We start from the raw sequence: 17,077 nt of genomic DNA on the forward strand, positions 1-17,077 counted from the left end.
ACCGTGATCCTCTTCATCGCGAAGCGGCTGGCGATGGGGGTGGGACTGGTCCTACTGGTCCTCACCCTCATCTTCTCCGCACTGCAACTCGTTCCGGGCGACCCCGCTGTGCTGCTGCTCAGCACCGGTGACGGCGGGGCGCCCAGCCCGGAGGCCGTCGCGGCGCTCCGTGAGCAGCTGGGCCTCGACCAGCCGCTGCTCGCGCAGTACTTCTCATTCCTCGGCGGTGTCTTCACCGGCGACCTCGGCGAGTCGTTCCGCACCTCGCAGCCCGTACTCGAGGCCATCGGCGCCCGCCTCCCTCGCACCCTCCTGCTCGTCGCCTACGCCACGATCCTGTCGATCGTGATCGGAGTCGCCATGGGCGCCCTGGCCGCCCGCCGCGGTGGCTGGGTGGACACTCTCGTCACTGCGCTCAGCTCCATCGGCGTGGCCCTTCCGGTGTTCGTGTTCGGAGCCGTGCTGATCCTCGTGTTCTCGATCACCCTCGGCCTCTTCCCGGCAGGCGGATACGTGGATCCCTCGAAGGACTTCCTCGGCGCGATCAAGAGCCTCACCCTTCCCGCGATCTCGCTCGCGGTCGGGTTCGCGGCGCAGATCGCCCGCATGACGAGGTCGGCCGTGCTCGAGGTGCAGACCCAGGACTGGGTGCGCACCGCGAAGTCGATCGGTCTCGCCCCGATGACGGTGTTCCGCCGGCACGTGCTGCGCAACTCTCTGACCCCGGTCGTCACGGTCGTGGGCATCGGGTTCGGCACGCTGCTCGGATCGACCGTGCTCGTGGAGCGGGTGTTCAACTATCCGGGCCTGTCGAGCCTGCTCGTCGACGGCGTCACGACCCGCGACTACCCGGTCGTGCAGGGCGTCGTGATCGTGATCGCCATGCTCTTCATCGCGATCAACATCGTCGTCGACATCACCTACGGAATCCTCGACCCCCGAGTGAGGCGAGCATGAAACTCAGCCCCCGCCTCCGTCAGGCGATCACCCCGCTCCGCGCCGTCATGGTGGTGTACCTCGTCGTCATCCTCGTGCTCATGGCCTTCGCGCCGCTGCTCGCCCCGTACGACCCGATCGCGCAGAACGTCGCTATCCGCCTGCAGCCGATGTTCAGCCCAGGGCACCTGCTCGGCACCGACGAACTCGGCCGCGACATCCTGTCCCGCATCATGTTCGGCGCGCAGGTCGAGCTGTTCATCGCGCTCGGCGCCACGGTGCTGGCCACCGTGCTCGGCACGCTGCTCGGGCTTCTCGGCGCCTACTTCAACGGCATCACCGAGGTGGTCACGATGCGACTCATCGTGGACGTCATCCTCGCGTTCCCGCCCATCGTGCTGGCGCTGCTCGCGGTGACGCTGTACGGACCGGGGCCGGTGACGCTCATCATCGCGATCGGCGTGCTGTTCGCCCCGATCTTCGCCCGGATCACCTACGGCCAGGTGCTCTCCGCGAAGCGCGAGGAGTACGTCGACGCGGCACGCACGTTCGGGGCGCCGACCGTCGTCATCCTGTTCCGCACCGTTCTCGCGAACGTCTCGGCGCCGATCATCGTGCAGTTCTCACTGACGATGGCCGCCGCGATCCTCATGGAGTCCGGTCTCAGCTACCTCGGACTCGGCGTCGTGCCGCCGACCCCGTCCTGGGGTTCGATGGTCGCCCAGGGCCAGCGGTACCTGACGACCGATCCGCACGTGCTGCTCGTGCCCGGCGCGGTCATCGTGCTCACGATCCTCGCGTTCGGCATCCTCGGCGACGCCCTCCGCGACCTCCTCGACCCGAAAGCGAAGAAGCGCTCATGAACGAACCGCTGCTGCAGGTCGACGGCCTGTCCGTCGAGTTCGCCACCCCGGATGGCTGGCGTCAGGTCACCTACGACGTGTCGTTCAGCGTCGACCGTCGCAAGACGCTCGCGCTCGTAGGCGAGTCGGGCTCCGGCAAGTCGGTCACGGCGATGTCGATCCTCGACCTGCTCCCGCCCAACGCCCGGCGCCGAGGACGCATCCTGTTCGACGGCACCGACCTCGTGCCGCTGCGCGACAAGGGGTTGCGGCCGCTGAGAGGGTCGCGCATCGCGACGATCTTCCAGGAGCCGATGACGGCGCTGAACCCCGTCTACACGATCGGTCACCAGCTGATCGAGGCCCTCACCAGCCACCACGACCTCGACCACAGGGTGGCGCGCGAGCGCGCGGTGCAGCTCCTGCGCGACGTGCACATGCCCGCGCCCGAGGAGAAGGTCGACCACTACCCGCACCAGCTCTCGGGCGGTCAACGACAGCGCGCGATGATCGCGATGGCGATCTCGTCGGAGCCCGACCTGCTGATCGCCGACGAGCCGACCACCGCGCTCGACGTGACCGTGCAGGCCGAGATCCTCGACCTCATCGCCGAGATCCAGGAGCGCATGGGCATGGCGGTGCTCATCATCACGCACGACATGGGCGTCGTCGCCGACGTGGCGGACGAGGTCGTCGTCATGAAGGACGGTCGGGTCGTGGAGGAGGCGCCGTCAGCGCAGCTCTTCGCGACCCCGCAGGAGCCGTACACGCAGGCGCTGCTCGCCGCGGTCCCGCACCTGGGCAAGGCCGACGACTTCCTCTCGGCCGCCCGCAACAAGCTGCGCATCGACGGCGTGACGGCGACGACGCCGCTGCCCGAGACGGTGCTGCGACTGCAGGATGCCGTGATCCGCTACCCCGGACGCTGGCGGCGCCCCGGCTTCCAGGCCATCAACGGCATCGACCTCGAGGTGCAGCGCGGCGAGATCGTCGGCCTCGTCGGCGAATCCGGATCGGGGAAATCGACGATCGGCAAGGCCGCGATCGGGCTGCTCCCGGTGACCGAGGGCACCCTTGAGGTGCGCGGCGAACGCATCACCGGGCGCCCGGGGCGTGCCCTGCGCCAGCTGCGACGGCACGTGACGATGGTCTTCCAGGACCCGGCATCCTCCCTCAATCCTCGCCGCACGATCGGGCAGGCCATCTCCGATCCGCTGCTGTGGCAGGGGCTCGTGCGCGACCCGCGCGCACGACGGGCACGGGCGAAGGAACTGCTGGAGCGCGTGCAGCTGAACCCCGACTGGTCGGACCGCTACCCGCACGAGCTCTCGGGCGGGCAGCGACAGCGCATCGGGATCGCGCGTGCGATCGCGACGGATCCGGTGCTCATGATCGCCGACGAGCCGACCTCCGCCCTCGACGTGTCGGTGCAGGCGCAGGTGCTCGATCTGTTCCTCGCCCTGCAGCGCGAGCTCGGCTTCTCGTGCCTGTTCATCAGCCATGACCTGTCGGTGGTCGAGACCCTCTCGAATCGCGTGGTCGTGCTGCGGCACGGCGACGTCGTCGAGGAGGGACCGACCGAAGAGGTGCTGCACCACCCGCGCGACGAGTACACGAAACGCCTGATCGCCGCGGCCCCGGTGCCCGACCCCGAGGTCCAGCGGGTGCGGCGCGCAGAGCGCCTCGCGCTGAGGAGGGCGTAGCAGATGGAGACACGACGACTCGAGCTGTTCGTGACGCTGGTGGATGCCGGCGGCTTCAAGCAGGCGGCCGACAGCCTCTTCATCACGGCACCGGCGCTGTCGCAGCAGATCTCGCGGCTGGAGAAGGACGTGGGCGTCGCGCTGATCGACCGCACCACACGCCCGATCACCCCCACCGAAGCCGGCCGCGAGTTCTACTACCGCTGCCGTCGCGTGCTGGAGGCCATGCAGCACATCACGCAGCTGCTCGACGACCAGCGCAGCCACGAGTTCGGGCGCGTGCGCGTCGGCATCGTGCCGGCGATGATGTTCAGCACCCCCGCTGGCGCCGTGCGCAGCTTCATCCGCACGCACCCCACCGCGACGGTGCAGGTGCGCAGCATCCCGACCTCGCTTCTCGTCGATGAGCTGGAACAGGGGTCGATCGACGTCGCCATCCTGCTCACCGAGCCGGACATCAAGGACCTCTCCTCGACCGCGCTGTTCGCCGAGGAGTACCTCGTGGCGCTCCCCGACGATCACCCCCTCGCGGGGGTGGACGAGGTCGACTTCGCGATGCTGCGCAACGAGCGCATCCTGCAGGGACCGCGCACCGCGAACCCGACCGGTTACGACGCGGTCGTCACTGCCTGCATGCGCGCCGGGTTCTCACCGCGCTCGCTCGAGGTCATGGGCTCGTACCTCGACCAGGCGGCGATGGTGTCTGCCGGGATGGGCGTCTGCTTCATCCCGAAGTCGCTGTCGGACATTCCGCAGCACAACGTCGTGTACCGCACGCTCGTGAACCCCTCGGTGGGGCTCACGACCTCCATCTCCTGGTTCGATCGCCGCCTCGACGCGGTCGGCCGGGCGTTCGTGCAGCACTGCATCACCGAGCTCTCCGTCCCGGAGAGCCTCACCACGGAAGAAGGTTCATCATGAAGTTCGCGATCGGCCAGATGGTCTCGGGCGACGACAAGGCCGCGAACCTCGCGGAGATCTCGCGGCTCACGGAGGAGGCGGCGGCGGCCGGAGCGCGCCTCGTCGTCTTCCCCGAGTTCGCGATGTTCGACGTCCCGACGCTCGACGAGGAGTTCGTGAAGCAGGGCGAGCCGCTCGACGGTCCGTTCGTGACCGGGCTCGCCGAGCTGTCGCGCCGGACCGGGGTCTCGATCGTCGCCGGCATGCTCGAGTCGATCGACGGCGAGCCGCGCGGCTACAACACGCTCGTGCTCGTGACACCCGCTGAGGGCCTCTCGAGGGTGTATCACAAGCTGCACCTGTACGACGCGTTCGGGTTCCTGGAGTCCGACCACATCCGCCCCGGCGACATCGCCGGGCCCGTGACGTTCACGGTCGACGACGTCACCGTCGGGATGCTGACGTGCTACGACCTGCGCTTCCCCGAGGTCGCGCGCGAGCACGCCGACGCCGGCGTCGACCTGCTGCTCTATCCCGCCGCCTGGATGCCCGGCGCCCGCAAGGAAGACCACTGGAACACCCTCGCCCGCGCCCGCGCTATCGAGAACACCCTCTACGTCGCCGCCGTCTCGCAGGGACCGGGGGTGGGCACCGGCGGCAGCATCATCGTCGACCCGATGGGCATCACTCTCGGTGAGATCGGCGAGTCGACCGGCATCGCCGTCGCCGACGCCCGCCCCGAGCGCATCGCCCAGGTGCGGAGCGTCAACCCCTCGCTCGCCAACCGCCGCTTCACCGTCGTCGCGTCCGCCTGACGCCCGCACCCCGGAACACCGAAAGGAACATCATGACTCACACACTCAAGCAGGGGGCCTGGCTCTCGGACGGCAGCAGCGCGATCGGCGAGATCGTCGCCGGGCTCGGCTACGACTTCGTCGTGCTCGACATCGAGCACGGCTCGTTCGACCTCGCGATCCTGGAGCGCTTCATCCCGCTGCTCAAGGGGCTCGGCCTCGAGGTGCTCTCGAAGGTGCTGGTGCCCGAGCGCGGCGCGATCCAGCAGGCACTCGACTTCGGCTCTGACGGCGTCATCATCCCGCACATCGAGGGGCTGGAGCACGCCAAGCGCATCACCGACTTCGCGAAGTTCCCGCCGCTCGGCTCGCGCAGCCTGGCGGGTGGCCGCACCATGGGCTACCGCGGCTACTCCGACGAGTGGATCGCCGCGCAGGACCGCGACATCAAGGTCTTCCCCATGGTGGAGGATCCGCGGGCTCTGCGCGACGTGGAGGGCATCGCCGCACTGCCCACGGTCGACGGCATCTTCATCGGCCCCGGCGACCTCGCAGCGATGAGCGGTCGCGGCGCGTACCGGCAGACCGAGGCCGACTTCGACGACTTCCGCAAGGTGATCGCGGCCGCCAGGGCGAACGACAAGCCATGGGTTCTGCCCGCCTGGACCACGGTCGAGAAGGAGTTCGCGATCGCCGAGAACGCCGACTATGTGCTGCTCACCATGCAGCACGCCGCGATCTCGGAGGGCTACGGCAACGCCCGCGCCCTGATGGACGGGCTCATCGCCGACGCATCCGTCTCCGTCGCCTCCTGATCGGCCGCCCCCGCCGCATCCGCCCACGGCATCCCTCGCGGTGACCGTCGAAAGATCGAAAACGCTTCCGAACCGCTCGCTTCGGAGGCGTTTTCGATCTCCCCTGCCCTCACACTTCCACCCCCTGCGTCGTCATAGGGGGTAGTGGCGCATCCGGCGCCCGAGAACAAGGAGACGACGTGTCGCACGTGAACATCGGCAAGATCTACTCGGCCCCCTATAAGGCGATGCTCGAGTTCAACGACCAGGCGGTGGCCGCGGGGGTGGATGCCGGACTCTCACCGCTGCTCGTCGAGCTCGTCAAGGTGCGGGCGTCGCAGCTCAACGGCTGCGCCTTCTGCCTGCGGATGCACAGCGCCGACGCCGTGAAGGCCGGGGAGACCGCCGACCGGCTCGCCGTGCTCGCCGGGTGGTGGGAGTCGCAGTACTTCACTGCCGAGGAGCAGGCGGCGCTGCAGATCGTCGAGCGGGTGACGATGATCGGCGATCACGGCCGGCTCGCCGACCGCGGCGTCGAGGTCGAGGGCGTGCTCACCGAGAAGCAGATCGCCGCCGTGACGTGGCTCGCGGTGGTCATCAACAGCTGGAACCGCATCGCGATCAGCAGCCACTACCCGGTGCATCCCTGACCCGCGGGCAGGCGGGCGTCATTGGGCGGGCAGGCAGCCGCCGTCCATGATGTAGCCGCCCACGTCGACGGTCACCCCGTCGGCGCGGAGCTCGCCGAACACGCACCCGCCCTGCGGCGCCACGGCGCCGAACGCCACGGCGCGCTCGTCGCCCAGCACCTGCGGGTCCGAGAGGCCGGCGTCGTCGAGGGCCTGCTCGACGGCGTCGACCGAGATGCTCCCCGAAGCCCGCAGCGCCTCGAGACTCTGCTGCAGCTCCGCCACGGGCTGGGCAGCGGCGGCTCGCTCCTCCTCGCCGAGATCCATCCGCTCGCGATACCGGTCGTTCTGCGCCATCGCGTGATCGGGGTCATAGGGCGCGCACTCCGGCGGCAGGGTCTGGCCCTCGACCTGCGGGCACGCCACCGTCGGAGTCGCGCTCGGCGAGGATGTCGCGGCCCCCGGTCCCGTCGCGGTCGCGCATCCGCCCAGCAGCAGCATCGTCGCGACGATAAGCGGCACGCCGGCCCGCCTCGCCGCATCCCCCCGGATCCCGGTCATGCCGCCATGCAACCACATCGCCCGCGTCCCGTCGAGCATCGTGCGCTTCCGCAAAGCAGCACCCCGCGTCAAGTCCCTTTGTCGCGGGCGTGCGCGCGCGCAGACTGCGAGAATCCGACCGATGGGAGCACCACCGATGACTGCGCTCGCGCACTCCACTCTCGACACCGTGACGGCGCGGGGTCCGATCAGCGAGGCCGTGCTCGGCCGTCTCCGCGGGCACGCCGACACCGCTCCCGCGGACGCCGCCCGCGCGGCGCTCCCTGCGGTCGTCGACGCCATTCGCGACGACGACGTGCAGCTGGCGCTGTTCCTGCTGTACGCCTCGTCGTACGGGTCGCTTCCCGGCCTCGACCCGGAGCTGGAGTGGGATGCCGAGCTGATCGCCGCGCGACGGATCCTCGAGGAGTCGTTCGAGGCGGCGCTCCGCGCACAGGTGCCTCAGCCGGAATCGCCCGAGCCGACGGTGGATGCCGTGGGCCGCGCGCTCTTCTCCCTCGCCGCAGCCGACACGGGTCCGAGCCTGTCGCGGTACGTGGCGAAGAAGGCCACCCGCGAGCAGATCCCGGAGATGTTCATCCAGCGCTCGATCTACACGCTGCGCGAGGCCGACCCGCACTCGTGGGCCATTCCGCGTCTGCACGGCCGGGCGAAGGCGGCCCTCGTCGAGATCCAGGCGGACGAGTACGGCGGCGGGCGACCCGACCGCGTGCACGCCGCGATCTTCGCGCGCGCGATGCGCGGCATGGGTCTCGACGACACCTACGGCGCCTACGTCGACGACGTGCCGGCGATCACCTTCGCCTCGCACAACCTCATGTCGATGTTCGGTCTGAACCGACGCCTCGTCGGCGCGATCGTCGGGCACCTCGCCGCCTATGAGATGACCTCGTCGATCCCGTGCCGCCTGTACGCCGACGGGCTGCGCCGACTCGGCTACCCCGAGGCCGTCACCGACTACTTCGACGAGCACGTCGAGGCGGATGCCGTGCACGAGCAGATCGCGGGGCGCGACCTCGCCGGAGCCCTCGCCGAGGACCACCCCGAGCTGCTCGACGACATCATGTTCGGAGCGTCGGCCTGCCTGACCGTCGACGGCTGGATGGGCGGGCACGTGCTCGACGCCTGGCAGCGGGGCGAGTCGTCGCTGCGCACGGGAGCACTCGCATGACGACATCCGACGAGGTGACGATCACCGCCTATCCCGATGGACCGCTGCTGGTGCGGGGCGCGGCGTCATTGCAGACCGTCGAGGGCGAGCCGATCGAGGTGACCCGTCGCACGGTCGCCCTGTGTCGGTGCGGTCTCTCGACGATCAAGCCGTTCTGCGACGGCACGCACAAGGCGGCGGGGTTCCGCACCGACGTGTGAGGGCTACCACTCCCATTCGACCGAGATCATCCCGGGGCCGAAGTCGTACTCGATGTGCGAGACGCAGGCGCCGACGGGCGACGTCGTGAACACGCGCTGGGTGTCCTCGGTCTCCACGGAGACGAGGCATCGGCGGGGCAGGTGCTCCGGATCGAAGTAGATGAACACCCCGACCTCGGCTTCCGGCCGCACCGCGACGAGTCCCTGGAAATCGCTCACCGCGTCCGGCTCGTAGCGGTGGTCGAACGACTCCCATTCGGCGAGCGCCATGTCGCCCTTGAGCAGCGGTGCGTTCAGTCGCACGGTGACGCGCATGACCCGTTGCTGCATATCGGTCACGACGTCGGACAGCTCGCATCCGATCAGGCCGCGCACCTGCGGCGGCGCCACCTCCTCCGGTTCGACGGTGAGGAACGCGGCCACCTCCTGCGCGCCGTCGACTCGGGCCTGCCAGACGTTCCTGGCGACATTGCGCGTCAGTCTCCCGGTCGCGTCCACGTATGACATGAGGGTCGAGGAGCGCTCCGACAGCTGCCGCGCCGCGCTCTCGTCCGTCACGCTGTTGTGCTCGAGGCCGACGAAGCCGGCGAAGGAGATGTTGCGGTCCGGCGGGACACGGCGGTGCGGCCGCAGCATCCCGGCCAGCTGACCGTCGTCGAGACCCAGCAGGTCTTCGAGCTCCCGAACCACGTCGGCGGACGCATCCGTGCTCGGCCGGCGCGCTCCGGACTGCCAGAGCGAGAGCGACGCGATGCTCACCTCATGCCCGCGGTCACGCAGCCGGCTGCGCAGCGTGCGCAGCGACATCCCGCGGCGTTCGAGTGCCTCTCTCAGCGCCTGGGCGAACGCGCTCGGGGGTGATTCATCGCTTCCCATTCGCCTCCCTCGGAACGGCGGCGGCCTCCCCCGCCATCGCGATTGTGACAGAGTGGCTTCGCGACCGAACGAGCCATCCCGTGACGCCAGCGCTGTATATCGGTTGAGGGACATCCGCTCGGGCGCACGGCACCGTTATCGGCTTTCATGATCCGGCTCGTCACTTGGGCCCGAGCGTCCTTCAGCGCGGATTCAGCGCACGGCCGCCACACTGGGGGGATGCGGATCCTGGTGGTGGACGACGAGGTGCGCCTGGCCGACGCCGTTCGGCGAGGCTTGGAGGCCGAGGGCTTCGCGGTCGACGTCGCGCACAACGGCGTCGACGGACTCTGGCGGGCGCGCGAGACGCGCTACGACGCGATCGTGCTCGACCTCATGATGCCGGGCATGAGCGGCTGGAAGGTCTGCGAGGCGCTGCGCGCCGAGGAGAACTGGACGCCCGTGCTGATGCTCACCGCGAAGGACGGCGAGTGGGATCAGGTAGAGGCGCTGGAGACCGGCGCCGACGACTACGTGACGAAGCCGTTCTCGTTCGCGATCCTCGTCGCCCGGCTCCGTGCCCTCGTACGGCGGGGCGCCGTCGCACGACCCGCGATCCTCGAAGCCGGCGACCTGCGGCTCGACCCGGCCGCGCACCGCGTCTGGCGTGGCGACTCGCTCATTGCCCTCACGGCCCGCGAGTTCGCCGTGCTCGAGCACCTGATGCGGCACCGCGGCCAGGTGCTCTCGAAGCGCGCGCTCATCGACGGCGTGTGGGACGACGACTTCGACGGCGACCCGAACATCGTCGAGGTCTACGTCGGCCACCTCCGCCGCAAGGTCGACAAGCCGTTCGGCCGCGAGGCGATCGAGACCATTCGCGGTGCCGGCTACCGATTGGCGGCCGACGGTGGGTAGCCGCGGCTGGCGCTCGGTGCGGGGGCGGACCACGCTCGGGGCCACCCTCGTGGTGGCCGTGGCGCTGCTCGTCGGAGCCTTCTCGTTCTACGGCATCCTCAGCGCCAGCATCAGGGCCACCACCGAGCGTGCCGCGGAGCAGCGGGTAGAAGAACTCGCCGACCGCCTCGACGGCCCCGGCGGGCGGGACGTCCGCACGCTGGACGACGAGATCGTGCAGGTGATCGGACCGGACGGAACCGTGCGCGCCGCGAGCGAGGAGGCGCAGGACGAACTCGGCTCGACCGCGCTCCCCTCCGACGGAGACACACACACCATGACCATCGACGACAAGCCGATGCTCGTGGTGTCGGACGACCTGCGGGACGACCAGACCCTCGTGCTCGCTGTGCCGCTCGACGACGACGATGAGGCGCTGTCGACGGTCGCCCTGCTCCTCGCGATCGCCGTTCCCCTGCTGCTGGTGCTGGTCGCCGTGACCACCTGGCTCGTCACAGGGCGCGCGCTGCGACCCGTGAACCGCATCCGTGAGGAGGTCGACGGGATCACCGCCGAACGCCTGCACCGCCGGGTCGAGGTGCCGTCGTCATCCGACGAGATCGCGGCTCTGGCCACCACGATGAACGGGATGCTCGACCGGCTCGACGCCTCGGCGACCGCTCAGCGCCGGTTCGTGTCCGACGCGTCCCACGAACTGCGGTCTCCGCTCGCGACGATCCGTCAGCACGCCGAACTCGCCCGCACACACCCGGCCACGACCAGCCTCGACGAGCTCGCCGAGGTCGCGTCGGAGGAGGGGCTCCGCCTGCAGGGCATCGTCGAATCGCTGCTCCTGCTCGCGCGCCTCGACGAGGGTGCAGGCTCGCACGCCGAACCGGTGGATCTCGACGACCTCGCCCTGGGTGAGGTGCGACGGCTGCGCGCGTCTGGTCTCGACGTCGACGGCTCGGGCATCGCGGCGGCCCGTGTGCAGGGGGATCCGCGGCTCCTCGGTCAGCTCCTGCGCAATCTCGCCGACAACGCCGCCCGGCACAGCCGCGGTCGCTTGGCGGTGGGTGTCGCGCCTGTCGAACGGCACGTGTTCGTCACGGTCGAGGACGACGGGTCCGGCGTCCCGCCCGAGGAGCGCGAGCGGATCTTCGAGCGCTTCGTGCGGCTCGACGAGGCGCGCAGCCGGGATGCCGGGGGCAGCGGACTCGGACTGTCGATCGTCCGAGCCATCGCGGCCTCCGCTCACGGCACGGTGGCAGTCGACGAGTCGCGCTGGGGCGGCGCCCGCTTCGTGGTGACGCTTCCCCTCGCCTGACACCGCGGACCGCCGCCTTCCTGAAAACCGCTTCAGGTCGCTTCAGGATCACTTCAGCGCCCGTCCGACACCATCGGAGACATGAACGACAAGACCCCGAACCAGGACCACAGCCCCGAGTCGGAGGATGCCGCGCGCACGGCGCCCGAGACCACCCCGACCTCGTCTCCGGATGCGCCGACGGTTCCCGTCGCCCCGGCATCCGACCTCCCCGCGGCGCACTCCGCGCAGCACCCCGCGACGGACGCGACCGCTCCGGCCGCACCCGCTCCGGCCGCACCCGCTCCGGCGAAGAAGAGCCGCCGCGGATGGCTGATCGGCGGCGGCATCGCCGCTGCCGTGCTGCTCGCCGGCGGCGGAGTGGCCGTCGGTGCCGCGATCGGCGACGAGTTCGGAGACGACGACGATCGTCCCGGCTTCTCCGAGGGTCCGCGCGACGACGACGCACCCGGTCAGGGCCAGCAGGGCGGGCGGCCCGGTGACGACCGCGACGACGACCGACGCGAGGACGGACCGTCGAACGGTCCCGTCACGGGGATCGGCACCGACTCGGCGGCGGACCTCATCGACATCGCGAACGCCGCGCGCGGCGCCGCCGACGGCGAGGTCACCTCGCTCGACGCCAAGCGCGACGGCACGTGGGAGGTCGAGCTGACGAACGGCACCGGGGGCGAGACCGAGGTCCGCGTCGACGCCGAGGGCTCGGCGACCGTGATCTCCTCGGACGACGAGGCCGACGACGACACGGCTCCCGCGTACGTGCTCGACGACGCGGCGATCCAGGCGCTCGTGACGGCGGCGCTCGACGAGGCAGACGGTCTCATCACCGACCTCGATGTCGACGACGACGCCTCCAGCCCCTACGACGCGCGCGTCGTGTCGAGCGACCGTCGGTCCGTCGACATCGACTTCAACGCCGACTTCGCCGTGGTCGGCACCGACACCGACGACTGACCCCGCGCGGTCTCGTCGCTGAGAACAGGATCGTGCGCCGAGGTCAGGAGGATCAGCCCCGCATCCTCCTGACCTCGGCGCATCATCCTGTTCTCGGCCCACCTCCGCAGCCATCGGCGCCCGCCCGCCTCTGCCGTTCACACGAAGGCGCCGAGCCGTGAACGCGACTCTGATCTCCTGGTGACACGACCGCACGCGGCAGGGGTGCCGAGCGGTCGTTCTCCCGCCGTCCTCCTCGTCGACGGCACCGGTGGGCGGAGCCTTCATCCGCTCCGCCCACCACCTCCATCTGGACAGCCACCTCCGGCGATAGCATTCTGAGATGACGACTTCCGGCCCGATCGACGAGATCTCCATCGGCGGCGAGATGATCAGGCTCGGGCAGTTCCTCAAGTACTCCGGGCTGCTCGACTCGGGCGGCGACGCCAAGGAGGTCGTGATCGACGGGTTCGTGAAGGTCAACGGCGAGGTCGATCGACGCCGAGGACGTCAGCTGCACGACGGCGATCTCGTCACCTTCGAGGGGCGCACGGTCCGCGTACGACCCTGACCTGTATGCGCTGCGCGACCACCCGGCGCTCTCGCGTGTAACTCACGCCCGGGCTCCGCGCAAGGCGTTTGCCAGGTCCGCTGCGGCGATCGAGCATGGGGGCATGCCCCCCGCACCCCCCGCTCGTCCGATCGGCTCGTACGCGCCCATCGGCGACGGGCGCACGGTCGCCCTGATCGGCGAGGACGGACGGGTGGACTGGCTGCCGCTGCCCGACATCACCGATCTTCCGGTGTTCGCACGGCTGCTCGACGACGAGACCGGAGGATGCTTCGAGCTTCGGCCCGTCGGGGAGTTCCGCTCCGAGCGCCGCTACATCCCCGACACGAACGTGCTCGAGACGACCTTCACGACCGACGACGGCGTGGTGCGGGTGACCGACGCGATGGTCTCGGGGGTCGCCGGACGGATGCCGTGGGCCGAGCTCGCGCGGCGCATCGACGGCGTCGCGGGCGAGGTCGCCATGCGGTGGCGCGTGCAGCCGGGATCGTCGCTCCAGACGGCATCCCCCTGGTTGGAGCGCACGGAGCACGGCGATGTCATCCGCAGCGGCAAGACCGCGTTCGCCCTGACGGGATTCGAGCACGGCCCGGCCGACCCCGACCCGGATGCCCCGCTCGGGGCCGAGCTGACCGGCTCCTTCGCGACCTCTCCCGGTTCGCGTCATCTGCTCTCGCTCGCGGCCACCCACGATGAGCCGCTGCACCTTCCCGACCCCTACAACGTCGACGACGGCATCGACCGCACGATCGAGAACTGGCAGCACTGGTCGCGCGTGTTCTCGTACGACGGCCCGTGGCGCGAGCAGGTGCAGCGCAGCGCGCTCGCTCTCAAGCTGCTGATCTACAGCCCGTCCGGCGCGATCGCCGCGGCTGCCACGACGTCGCTGCCGGAGAGCCCCGACGGCGGGAAGAACTGGGACTACCGGCACGCCTGGGTGCGCGACCTCGCCTATACCACCCACGCGCTCGTGCGCTTCGGGCTCCGCGAAGAGACCCACGCGGCGCTGTCGTGGATGCTGCACACGATCCGCCGACACGGCGATGACCTGCACGTCATGTACACGCTCGACGGAGATCTCGTACCGGCGCCGACCGAGTACGACGTCTCCGGGTGGAACAGCATCGGACCGGTCGTCACCGGCAACCCGGCGGGCGATCAGTTGCAGCTCGGCGTCTACGGCGACCTCATCGCGATCTGCCGCACCTACGTCGACGCAGGCAACGTGCTCGACATCGGGACAGGGCGGATGCTGTCGCAGATCGCCGACCGGACCTGCGATGTCTGGCGCAACCCCGACTCAGGCATGTGGGAGCTGCCGGAGCAGCGGCACTACACGTCGTCGAAGATGGGCTGCTGGAAGGCGCTGGAGGATGCCGTGGCCCTCGCCGAGGCGGGTGCGATCCCGGGCAGCGCAGAGCGCTGGCGGACGGAGCGCGACCGCATCCGTCACTGGATCGACGAACACTGCTGGTCGGAGGAGCGCTCCGCGTACGTCTTCTACCCGGGCGCCGACGCCCTCGACGCGTCCGTGCTGCTGCACGCGCCGAGCGGCTTCGACCGCGGCGAGCGCATGTCGACGACGATCGACGCCCTCGTCGAGGAGCTCGGCGCCGGCGCGCTGCTGTACCGCTACAGCGGTGTCTCGGTCGAGGAGAAGACGTTCGTCGCGTGCGCCTTCTGGCTGGCCGAGGCGCTCGCGTGCGTGGGCCGCCACGAGGAGGCGCGCGAGCGCATGGACCAGCTGCTCGCCCTCGCGAACGACGTCGGCATCTACGCCGAGATGATCGACGCCGACGACGGCTCGGCCTGGGGCAACACCCCGCAGGCGCTCAGCCACCTGGCGTTCCTCACCGCCGCGATGACCATGCGCGAGGTCATGCCCGCAGAACTGCTGCCCGACAGCTGAACCGACCACGACCACAACCACAACCACGACCACAACGACCGACCACCACGACCGGAAACAAGGAGAGGACACACCATGTCTCGTGACCAGTACACCTTCGTCAACCCCGCCGAGCTCTACTCCGACATCGAGCCGCAGAAGCAGCACATGCCCGAGCCGGGCCTCGACGCCGATCTCACGCCGAAGGCCGACCTCGGCGAGGAGTCGTACCGCGGCTCCGACCGCCTGAAGGGGCGCAAGGCCCTCATCACGGGCGGCGACTCCGGCATCGGCGCGGCCACGGCGATCGCCTTCGCCCGCGAAGGTGCAGACGTCGCCCTGTCGTACCTGCCCGAGGAGGAGGAGGATGCGGCGCGCATCGCCGGCATTCTGCGCGAGGCGGGCGCGAACGTCGCGCAGATCCCCGGCGATCTGCGCGACCCCGAGTACTGCCGCACCCTCGTGTCGGAGGCGGTCGGTGCCCTCGGCGGACTCGACATCCTCGTCAACAACGGCGGCAAGCAGATCTTCCAGGAGTCGCTGACCGACATCACCGACGAGCAGTTCGACGACACCTTCAAGACCAACGTCTACGCGATGTTCTGGATCACGAAGGCGGCGCTGCCGCACCTGAAGCCCGGCTCGACGATCATCAACACGACGTCGATCCAGGCCTACTCGCCGTCGGACATCCTCGTCGACTACGCCTCCACCAAGGCGACGATCAACGCGTTCACGAAGGGCCTCGCGCAGCAGCTCGCTCCGAAGGGCATCCGCGTGAACGCCGTGGCACCCGGCCCGATCTGGACGCCGCTGCAGCCCAGCGACGGCCAGCCTCAGGAGAAGATCGACCAGTTCGGCGAGGACACTCCGCTCGGACGCATGGGTCAGCCGGCCGAGCTCGCCCCCGCGTACGTGTTCCTCGCCTCAGCCGAGTCGAGCTACGTCGCCGGCGAGACGCTCAACGTGAACGGCGGCATGCCCACTCCGTGATGGCACAGGTCTCACATTCGTGATGTCGAGACCCATCGCGCTCGCCGAGACCCACCGCCCGGTACGTCGGGGGCGGTGGGTCTCGGCGTGCGAGGTGGGTCTCGACGCGTGTCGGTGGCGCACGGCACGATGGGGACATGGCCGACGGATACGACCTCGACTTCCTGCCGACACGAGTGCCGCTGCCCCGACCGGCGGGCGCGGCCCGAGAGCTGACCTACCCGCGATTCACGGTGCTGCTCGACCCCGAGCGCCGCCTCGCCGCGGTCACGGCCGTCAACATCGACGGCGCGCAGCTGAAAGACCTGCCGCGCTCGGGCGAGTGGCGACTCGATCCGCGCGTCGACGACGAGCTGCAGACCGGCCCCGAGGTGTACGCGCGCAACGACCTCGACCGCGGGCACCTGGTGCGTCGTCGCGACCCGGGCTGGGGAGCAACCGCCGAGGCCCGCGCTGCGATGGAGGCGACCTTCTTCTATCCGAACGCGGCGCCGCAGGCCGCCGGATTCAACCAGTCGAAGGAGCTGTGGCTCGGGCTCGAAGACCACGTGCTCGCGTACGCGGAGACCACCGACCAGCGGATATCGGTGTTCACCGCTCCCGTGCTCGGCGATGACGATCCGCCGTATCGGGGCATCCGCATCCCCCTGCAGTTCTGGAAGGTCGCGGCCTGGCAGAGCGCCGACGGGCTCGCCGCCGCGGGCTTCGTGCTCGACCAGTCCGAGCTCGTCGACACGGCGGAGGGGATGCTGGCCGCGCCGCCTCTCGGCGCCTACCGCACCTTCCAGGTGCCGATCGCGGACATCGCGAGTACGACGGGCATCGATCTCGGTCCTCTGACGGATGCCGATGTTCTCCCGCATCGCCTCTCGGTGTGGCCCGTCGAACGCATCCCGCTGCGATCGGCAGACGACATCCTGCTCTGACCGCGTCTGCTCAAGCGATATTCCGATCGACAATCCCCTCTTGCATCGGCGAGCCACTGGTGTCACGCTTGCGAAGCACCCGTTCGCGCCGCAACGCGGGCGGGCGCGGCGTCGCTCCTGTGGCGATGCCAGGCGGGGCGCCCTTTCCGCCGCCTCC

General features: G+C 69.9%; 18 protein-coding genes. 16 read left to right on the forward strand and 2 right to left on the reverse strand.

Annotated elements, in window-relative coordinates; genetic code table 11:
• Positions 1–3: 3 nt before the first annotated feature.
• From AUC47_RS01855 to AUC47_RS01885, 7 genes are all read left to right on the forward strand, one after another.
• The gene (locus AUC47_RS01855) at positions 4–957 is read left to right on the forward strand and encodes an ABC transporter permease (protein ID WP_218838191.1); all 954 of its coding nucleotides are present in this window, start codon (positions 4–6) and stop codon (positions 955–957) included.
• Positions 954–1,799 carry an ABC transporter permease gene (locus AUC47_RS01860; RefSeq protein ID WP_096713539.1) on the forward strand — a complete coding sequence of 282 codons (846 nt, stop codon included), beginning with the start codon at positions 954–956 and terminating at the stop codon, positions 1,797–1,799. The genes AUC47_RS01855 and AUC47_RS01860 overlap by 4 nt, the downstream gene beginning before the upstream one ends.
• Positions 1,796–3,481 (forward strand): ABC transporter ATP-binding protein, encoded by a 1,686-nt coding sequence (locus AUC47_RS01865; protein ID WP_096713540.1) that lies wholly within the window; start codon positions 1,796–1,798, stop codon positions 3,479–3,481. The genes AUC47_RS01860 and AUC47_RS01865 overlap by 4 nt, the downstream gene beginning before the upstream one ends.
• Positions 3,482–3,484: 3 nt before the next feature.
• Positions 3,485–4,402: a LysR family transcriptional regulator gene (locus AUC47_RS01870; protein ID WP_096713541.1), complete on the forward strand. Its 918-nt coding sequence runs from the start codon at positions 3,485–3,487 to the stop codon at positions 4,400–4,402.
• Positions 4,399–5,196: a carbon-nitrogen hydrolase family protein gene (locus tag AUC47_RS01875; protein WP_096713542.1), complete on the forward strand. Its 798-nt coding sequence runs from the start codon at positions 4,399–4,401 to the stop codon at positions 5,194–5,196. Before AUC47_RS01870 ends, AUC47_RS01875 begins: the two co-directional genes overlap by 4 nt.
• Before the next feature lie 32 nt (positions 5,197–5,228).
• Complete coding sequence (locus AUC47_RS01880) at positions 5,229–5,990, forward strand: HpcH/HpaI aldolase family protein (RefSeq protein ID WP_096713543.1); 762 nt, start codon at positions 5,229–5,231, stop codon at positions 5,988–5,990.
• A gap of 179 nt (positions 5,991–6,169) precedes the next feature.
• A complete protein-coding gene (locus tag AUC47_RS01885) occupies positions 6,170–6,619 on the forward strand; it encodes a carboxymuconolactone decarboxylase family protein (protein WP_096713544.1) in 450 nt (149 codons plus the stop codon).
• Positions 6,620–6,637: 18 nt separating this feature from the next.
• Here AUC47_RS01885 and AUC47_RS01890 read toward each other — a convergent pair whose 3' ends face one another.
• Positions 6,638–7,159 carry a hypothetical protein gene (locus AUC47_RS01890; RefSeq protein WP_143740684.1) on the reverse strand — a complete coding sequence of 174 codons (522 nt, stop codon included), beginning with the start codon at positions 7,157–7,159 and terminating at the stop codon, positions 6,638–6,640.
• Positions 7,160–7,295: 136 nt separating this feature from the next.
• Between AUC47_RS01890 and AUC47_RS01895 the strand changes: the two genes are divergently transcribed.
• Both AUC47_RS01895 and AUC47_RS01900 read left to right on the forward strand, forming a co-directional pair.
• Positions 7,296–8,330 (forward strand): iron-containing redox enzyme family protein, encoded by a 1,035-nt coding sequence (locus AUC47_RS01895; RefSeq protein ID WP_096713546.1) that lies wholly within the window; start codon positions 7,296–7,298, stop codon positions 8,328–8,330.
• The gene (locus tag AUC47_RS01900) at positions 8,327–8,530 is read left to right on the forward strand and encodes a CDGSH iron-sulfur domain-containing protein (protein WP_096713547.1); all 204 of its coding nucleotides are present in this window, start codon (positions 8,327–8,329) and stop codon (positions 8,528–8,530) included. Before AUC47_RS01895 ends, AUC47_RS01900 begins: the two co-directional genes overlap by 4 nt.
• 3 nt (positions 8,531–8,533) lie before the next feature.
• On the opposite strand, the gene AUC47_RS01905 is transcribed toward AUC47_RS01900, so the two are convergent.
• A complete protein-coding gene (locus AUC47_RS01905) occupies positions 8,534–9,406 on the reverse strand; it encodes a hypothetical protein (protein ID WP_143740685.1) in 873 nt (290 codons plus the stop codon).
• Positions 9,407–9,625: 219 nt separating this feature from the next.
• On the opposite strand from AUC47_RS01905, the gene AUC47_RS01910 reads away from it, so the two are divergent.
• From AUC47_RS01910 to AUC47_RS01940, 7 genes are all read left to right on the forward strand, one after another.
• Positions 9,626–10,303, forward strand: coding sequence for a response regulator transcription factor (locus tag AUC47_RS01910; protein WP_096713549.1), 678 nt, complete (start codon positions 9,626–9,628; stop codon positions 10,301–10,303).
• A complete protein-coding gene (locus AUC47_RS01915; protein ID WP_256999401.1) occupies positions 10,296–11,609 on the forward strand; it encodes a sensor histidine kinase in 1,314 nt (437 codons plus the stop codon). Before AUC47_RS01910 ends, AUC47_RS01915 begins: the two co-directional genes overlap by 8 nt.
• Positions 11,610–11,690: 81 nt before the next feature.
• Positions 11,691–12,563, forward strand: coding sequence for a DNA polymerase V family protein (locus AUC47_RS01920; RefSeq protein ID WP_256999402.1), 873 nt, complete (start codon positions 11,691–11,693; stop codon positions 12,561–12,563).
• A 322-nt stretch (positions 12,564–12,885) separates the two neighbouring features.
• The gene (locus AUC47_RS01925) at positions 12,886–13,113 is read left to right on the forward strand and encodes an RNA-binding S4 domain-containing protein (protein ID WP_096713550.1); all 228 of its coding nucleotides are present in this window, start codon (positions 12,886–12,888) and stop codon (positions 13,111–13,113) included.
• 103 nt (positions 13,114–13,216) lie between these two features.
• Positions 13,217–15,022, forward strand: a complete 1,806-nt coding sequence (locus AUC47_RS01930) for a glycoside hydrolase family 15 protein (RefSeq protein ID WP_096713551.1) — start codon at positions 13,217–13,219, stop codon at positions 15,020–15,022.
• A 75-nt stretch (positions 15,023–15,097) separates the two neighbouring features.
• Positions 15,098–15,994, forward strand: a complete 897-nt coding sequence (locus AUC47_RS01935) for an SDR family oxidoreductase (RefSeq protein WP_096713552.1) — start codon at positions 15,098–15,100, stop codon at positions 15,992–15,994.
• A 137-nt stretch (positions 15,995–16,131) separates the two neighbouring features.
• Positions 16,132–16,920 carry a DNA/RNA non-specific endonuclease gene (locus tag AUC47_RS01940; RefSeq protein WP_096713553.1) on the forward strand — a complete coding sequence of 263 codons (789 nt, stop codon included), beginning with the start codon at positions 16,132–16,134 and terminating at the stop codon, positions 16,918–16,920.
• The last annotated feature ends 157 nt before the right edge of the window (positions 16,921–17,077 follow it).

The sequence above is a fragment of the Microbacterium sp. SZ1 genome (assembly GCF_002362255.1).
GTDB lineage: Bacteria > Actinomycetota > Actinomycetes > Actinomycetales > Microbacteriaceae > Microbacterium.

Excerpts from the sequence above, each read along its gene's own strand:
- AUC47_RS01905 (WP_143740685.1), bottom strand. The coding sequence starts at position 9,406 with ATGGGAAGCGATGAATCACCCCCGAGCGCGTTCGCCCAGGCGCTGAGA.
- AUC47_RS01890 (WP_143740684.1), bottom strand. The coding sequence starts at position 7,159 with ATGACCGGGATCCGGGGGGATGCGGCGAGGCGGGCCGGCGTGCCGCTT.
- AUC47_RS01880 (WP_096713543.1), top strand. The coding sequence starts at position 5,229 with ATGACTCACACACTCAAGCAGGGGGCCTGGCTCTCGGACGGCAGCAGC.
- AUC47_RS01875 (WP_096713542.1), top strand. The coding sequence starts at position 4,399 with ATGAAGTTCGCGATCGGCCAGATGGTCTCGGGCGACGACAAGGCCGCG.
- AUC47_RS01925 (WP_096713550.1), top strand. The coding sequence starts at position 12,886 with ATGACGACTTCCGGCCCGATCGACGAGATCTCCATCGGCGGCGAGATG.
- AUC47_RS01940 (WP_096713553.1), top strand. The coding sequence starts at position 16,132 with ATGGCCGACGGATACGACCTCGACTTCCTGCCGACACGAGTGCCGCTG.
- AUC47_RS01920 (WP_256999402.1), top strand. The coding sequence starts at position 11,691 with ATGAACGACAAGACCCCGAACCAGGACCACAGCCCCGAGTCGGAGGAT.
- AUC47_RS01860 (WP_096713539.1), top strand. The coding sequence starts at position 954 with ATGAAACTCAGCCCCCGCCTCCGTCAGGCGATCACCCCGCTCCGCGCC.
- AUC47_RS01910 (WP_096713549.1), top strand. The coding sequence starts at position 9,626 with ATGCGGATCCTGGTGGTGGACGACGAGGTGCGCCTGGCCGACGCCGTT.
- AUC47_RS01870 (WP_096713541.1), top strand. The coding sequence starts at position 3,485 with ATGGAGACACGACGACTCGAGCTGTTCGTGACGCTGGTGGATGCCGGC.
- AUC47_RS01900 (WP_096713547.1), top strand. The coding sequence starts at position 8,327 with ATGACGACATCCGACGAGGTGACGATCACCGCCTATCCCGATGGACCG.
- AUC47_RS01935 (WP_096713552.1), top strand. The coding sequence starts at position 15,098 with ATGTCTCGTGACCAGTACACCTTCGTCAACCCCGCCGAGCTCTACTCC.
- AUC47_RS01930 (WP_096713551.1), top strand. The coding sequence starts at position 13,217 with ATGCCCCCCGCACCCCCCGCTCGTCCGATCGGCTCGTACGCGCCCATC.
- AUC47_RS01895 (WP_096713546.1), top strand. The coding sequence starts at position 7,296 with ATGACTGCGCTCGCGCACTCCACTCTCGACACCGTGACGGCGCGGGGT.
- AUC47_RS01865 (WP_096713540.1), top strand. The coding sequence starts at position 1,796 with ATGAACGAACCGCTGCTGCAGGTCGACGGCCTGTCCGTCGAGTTCGCC.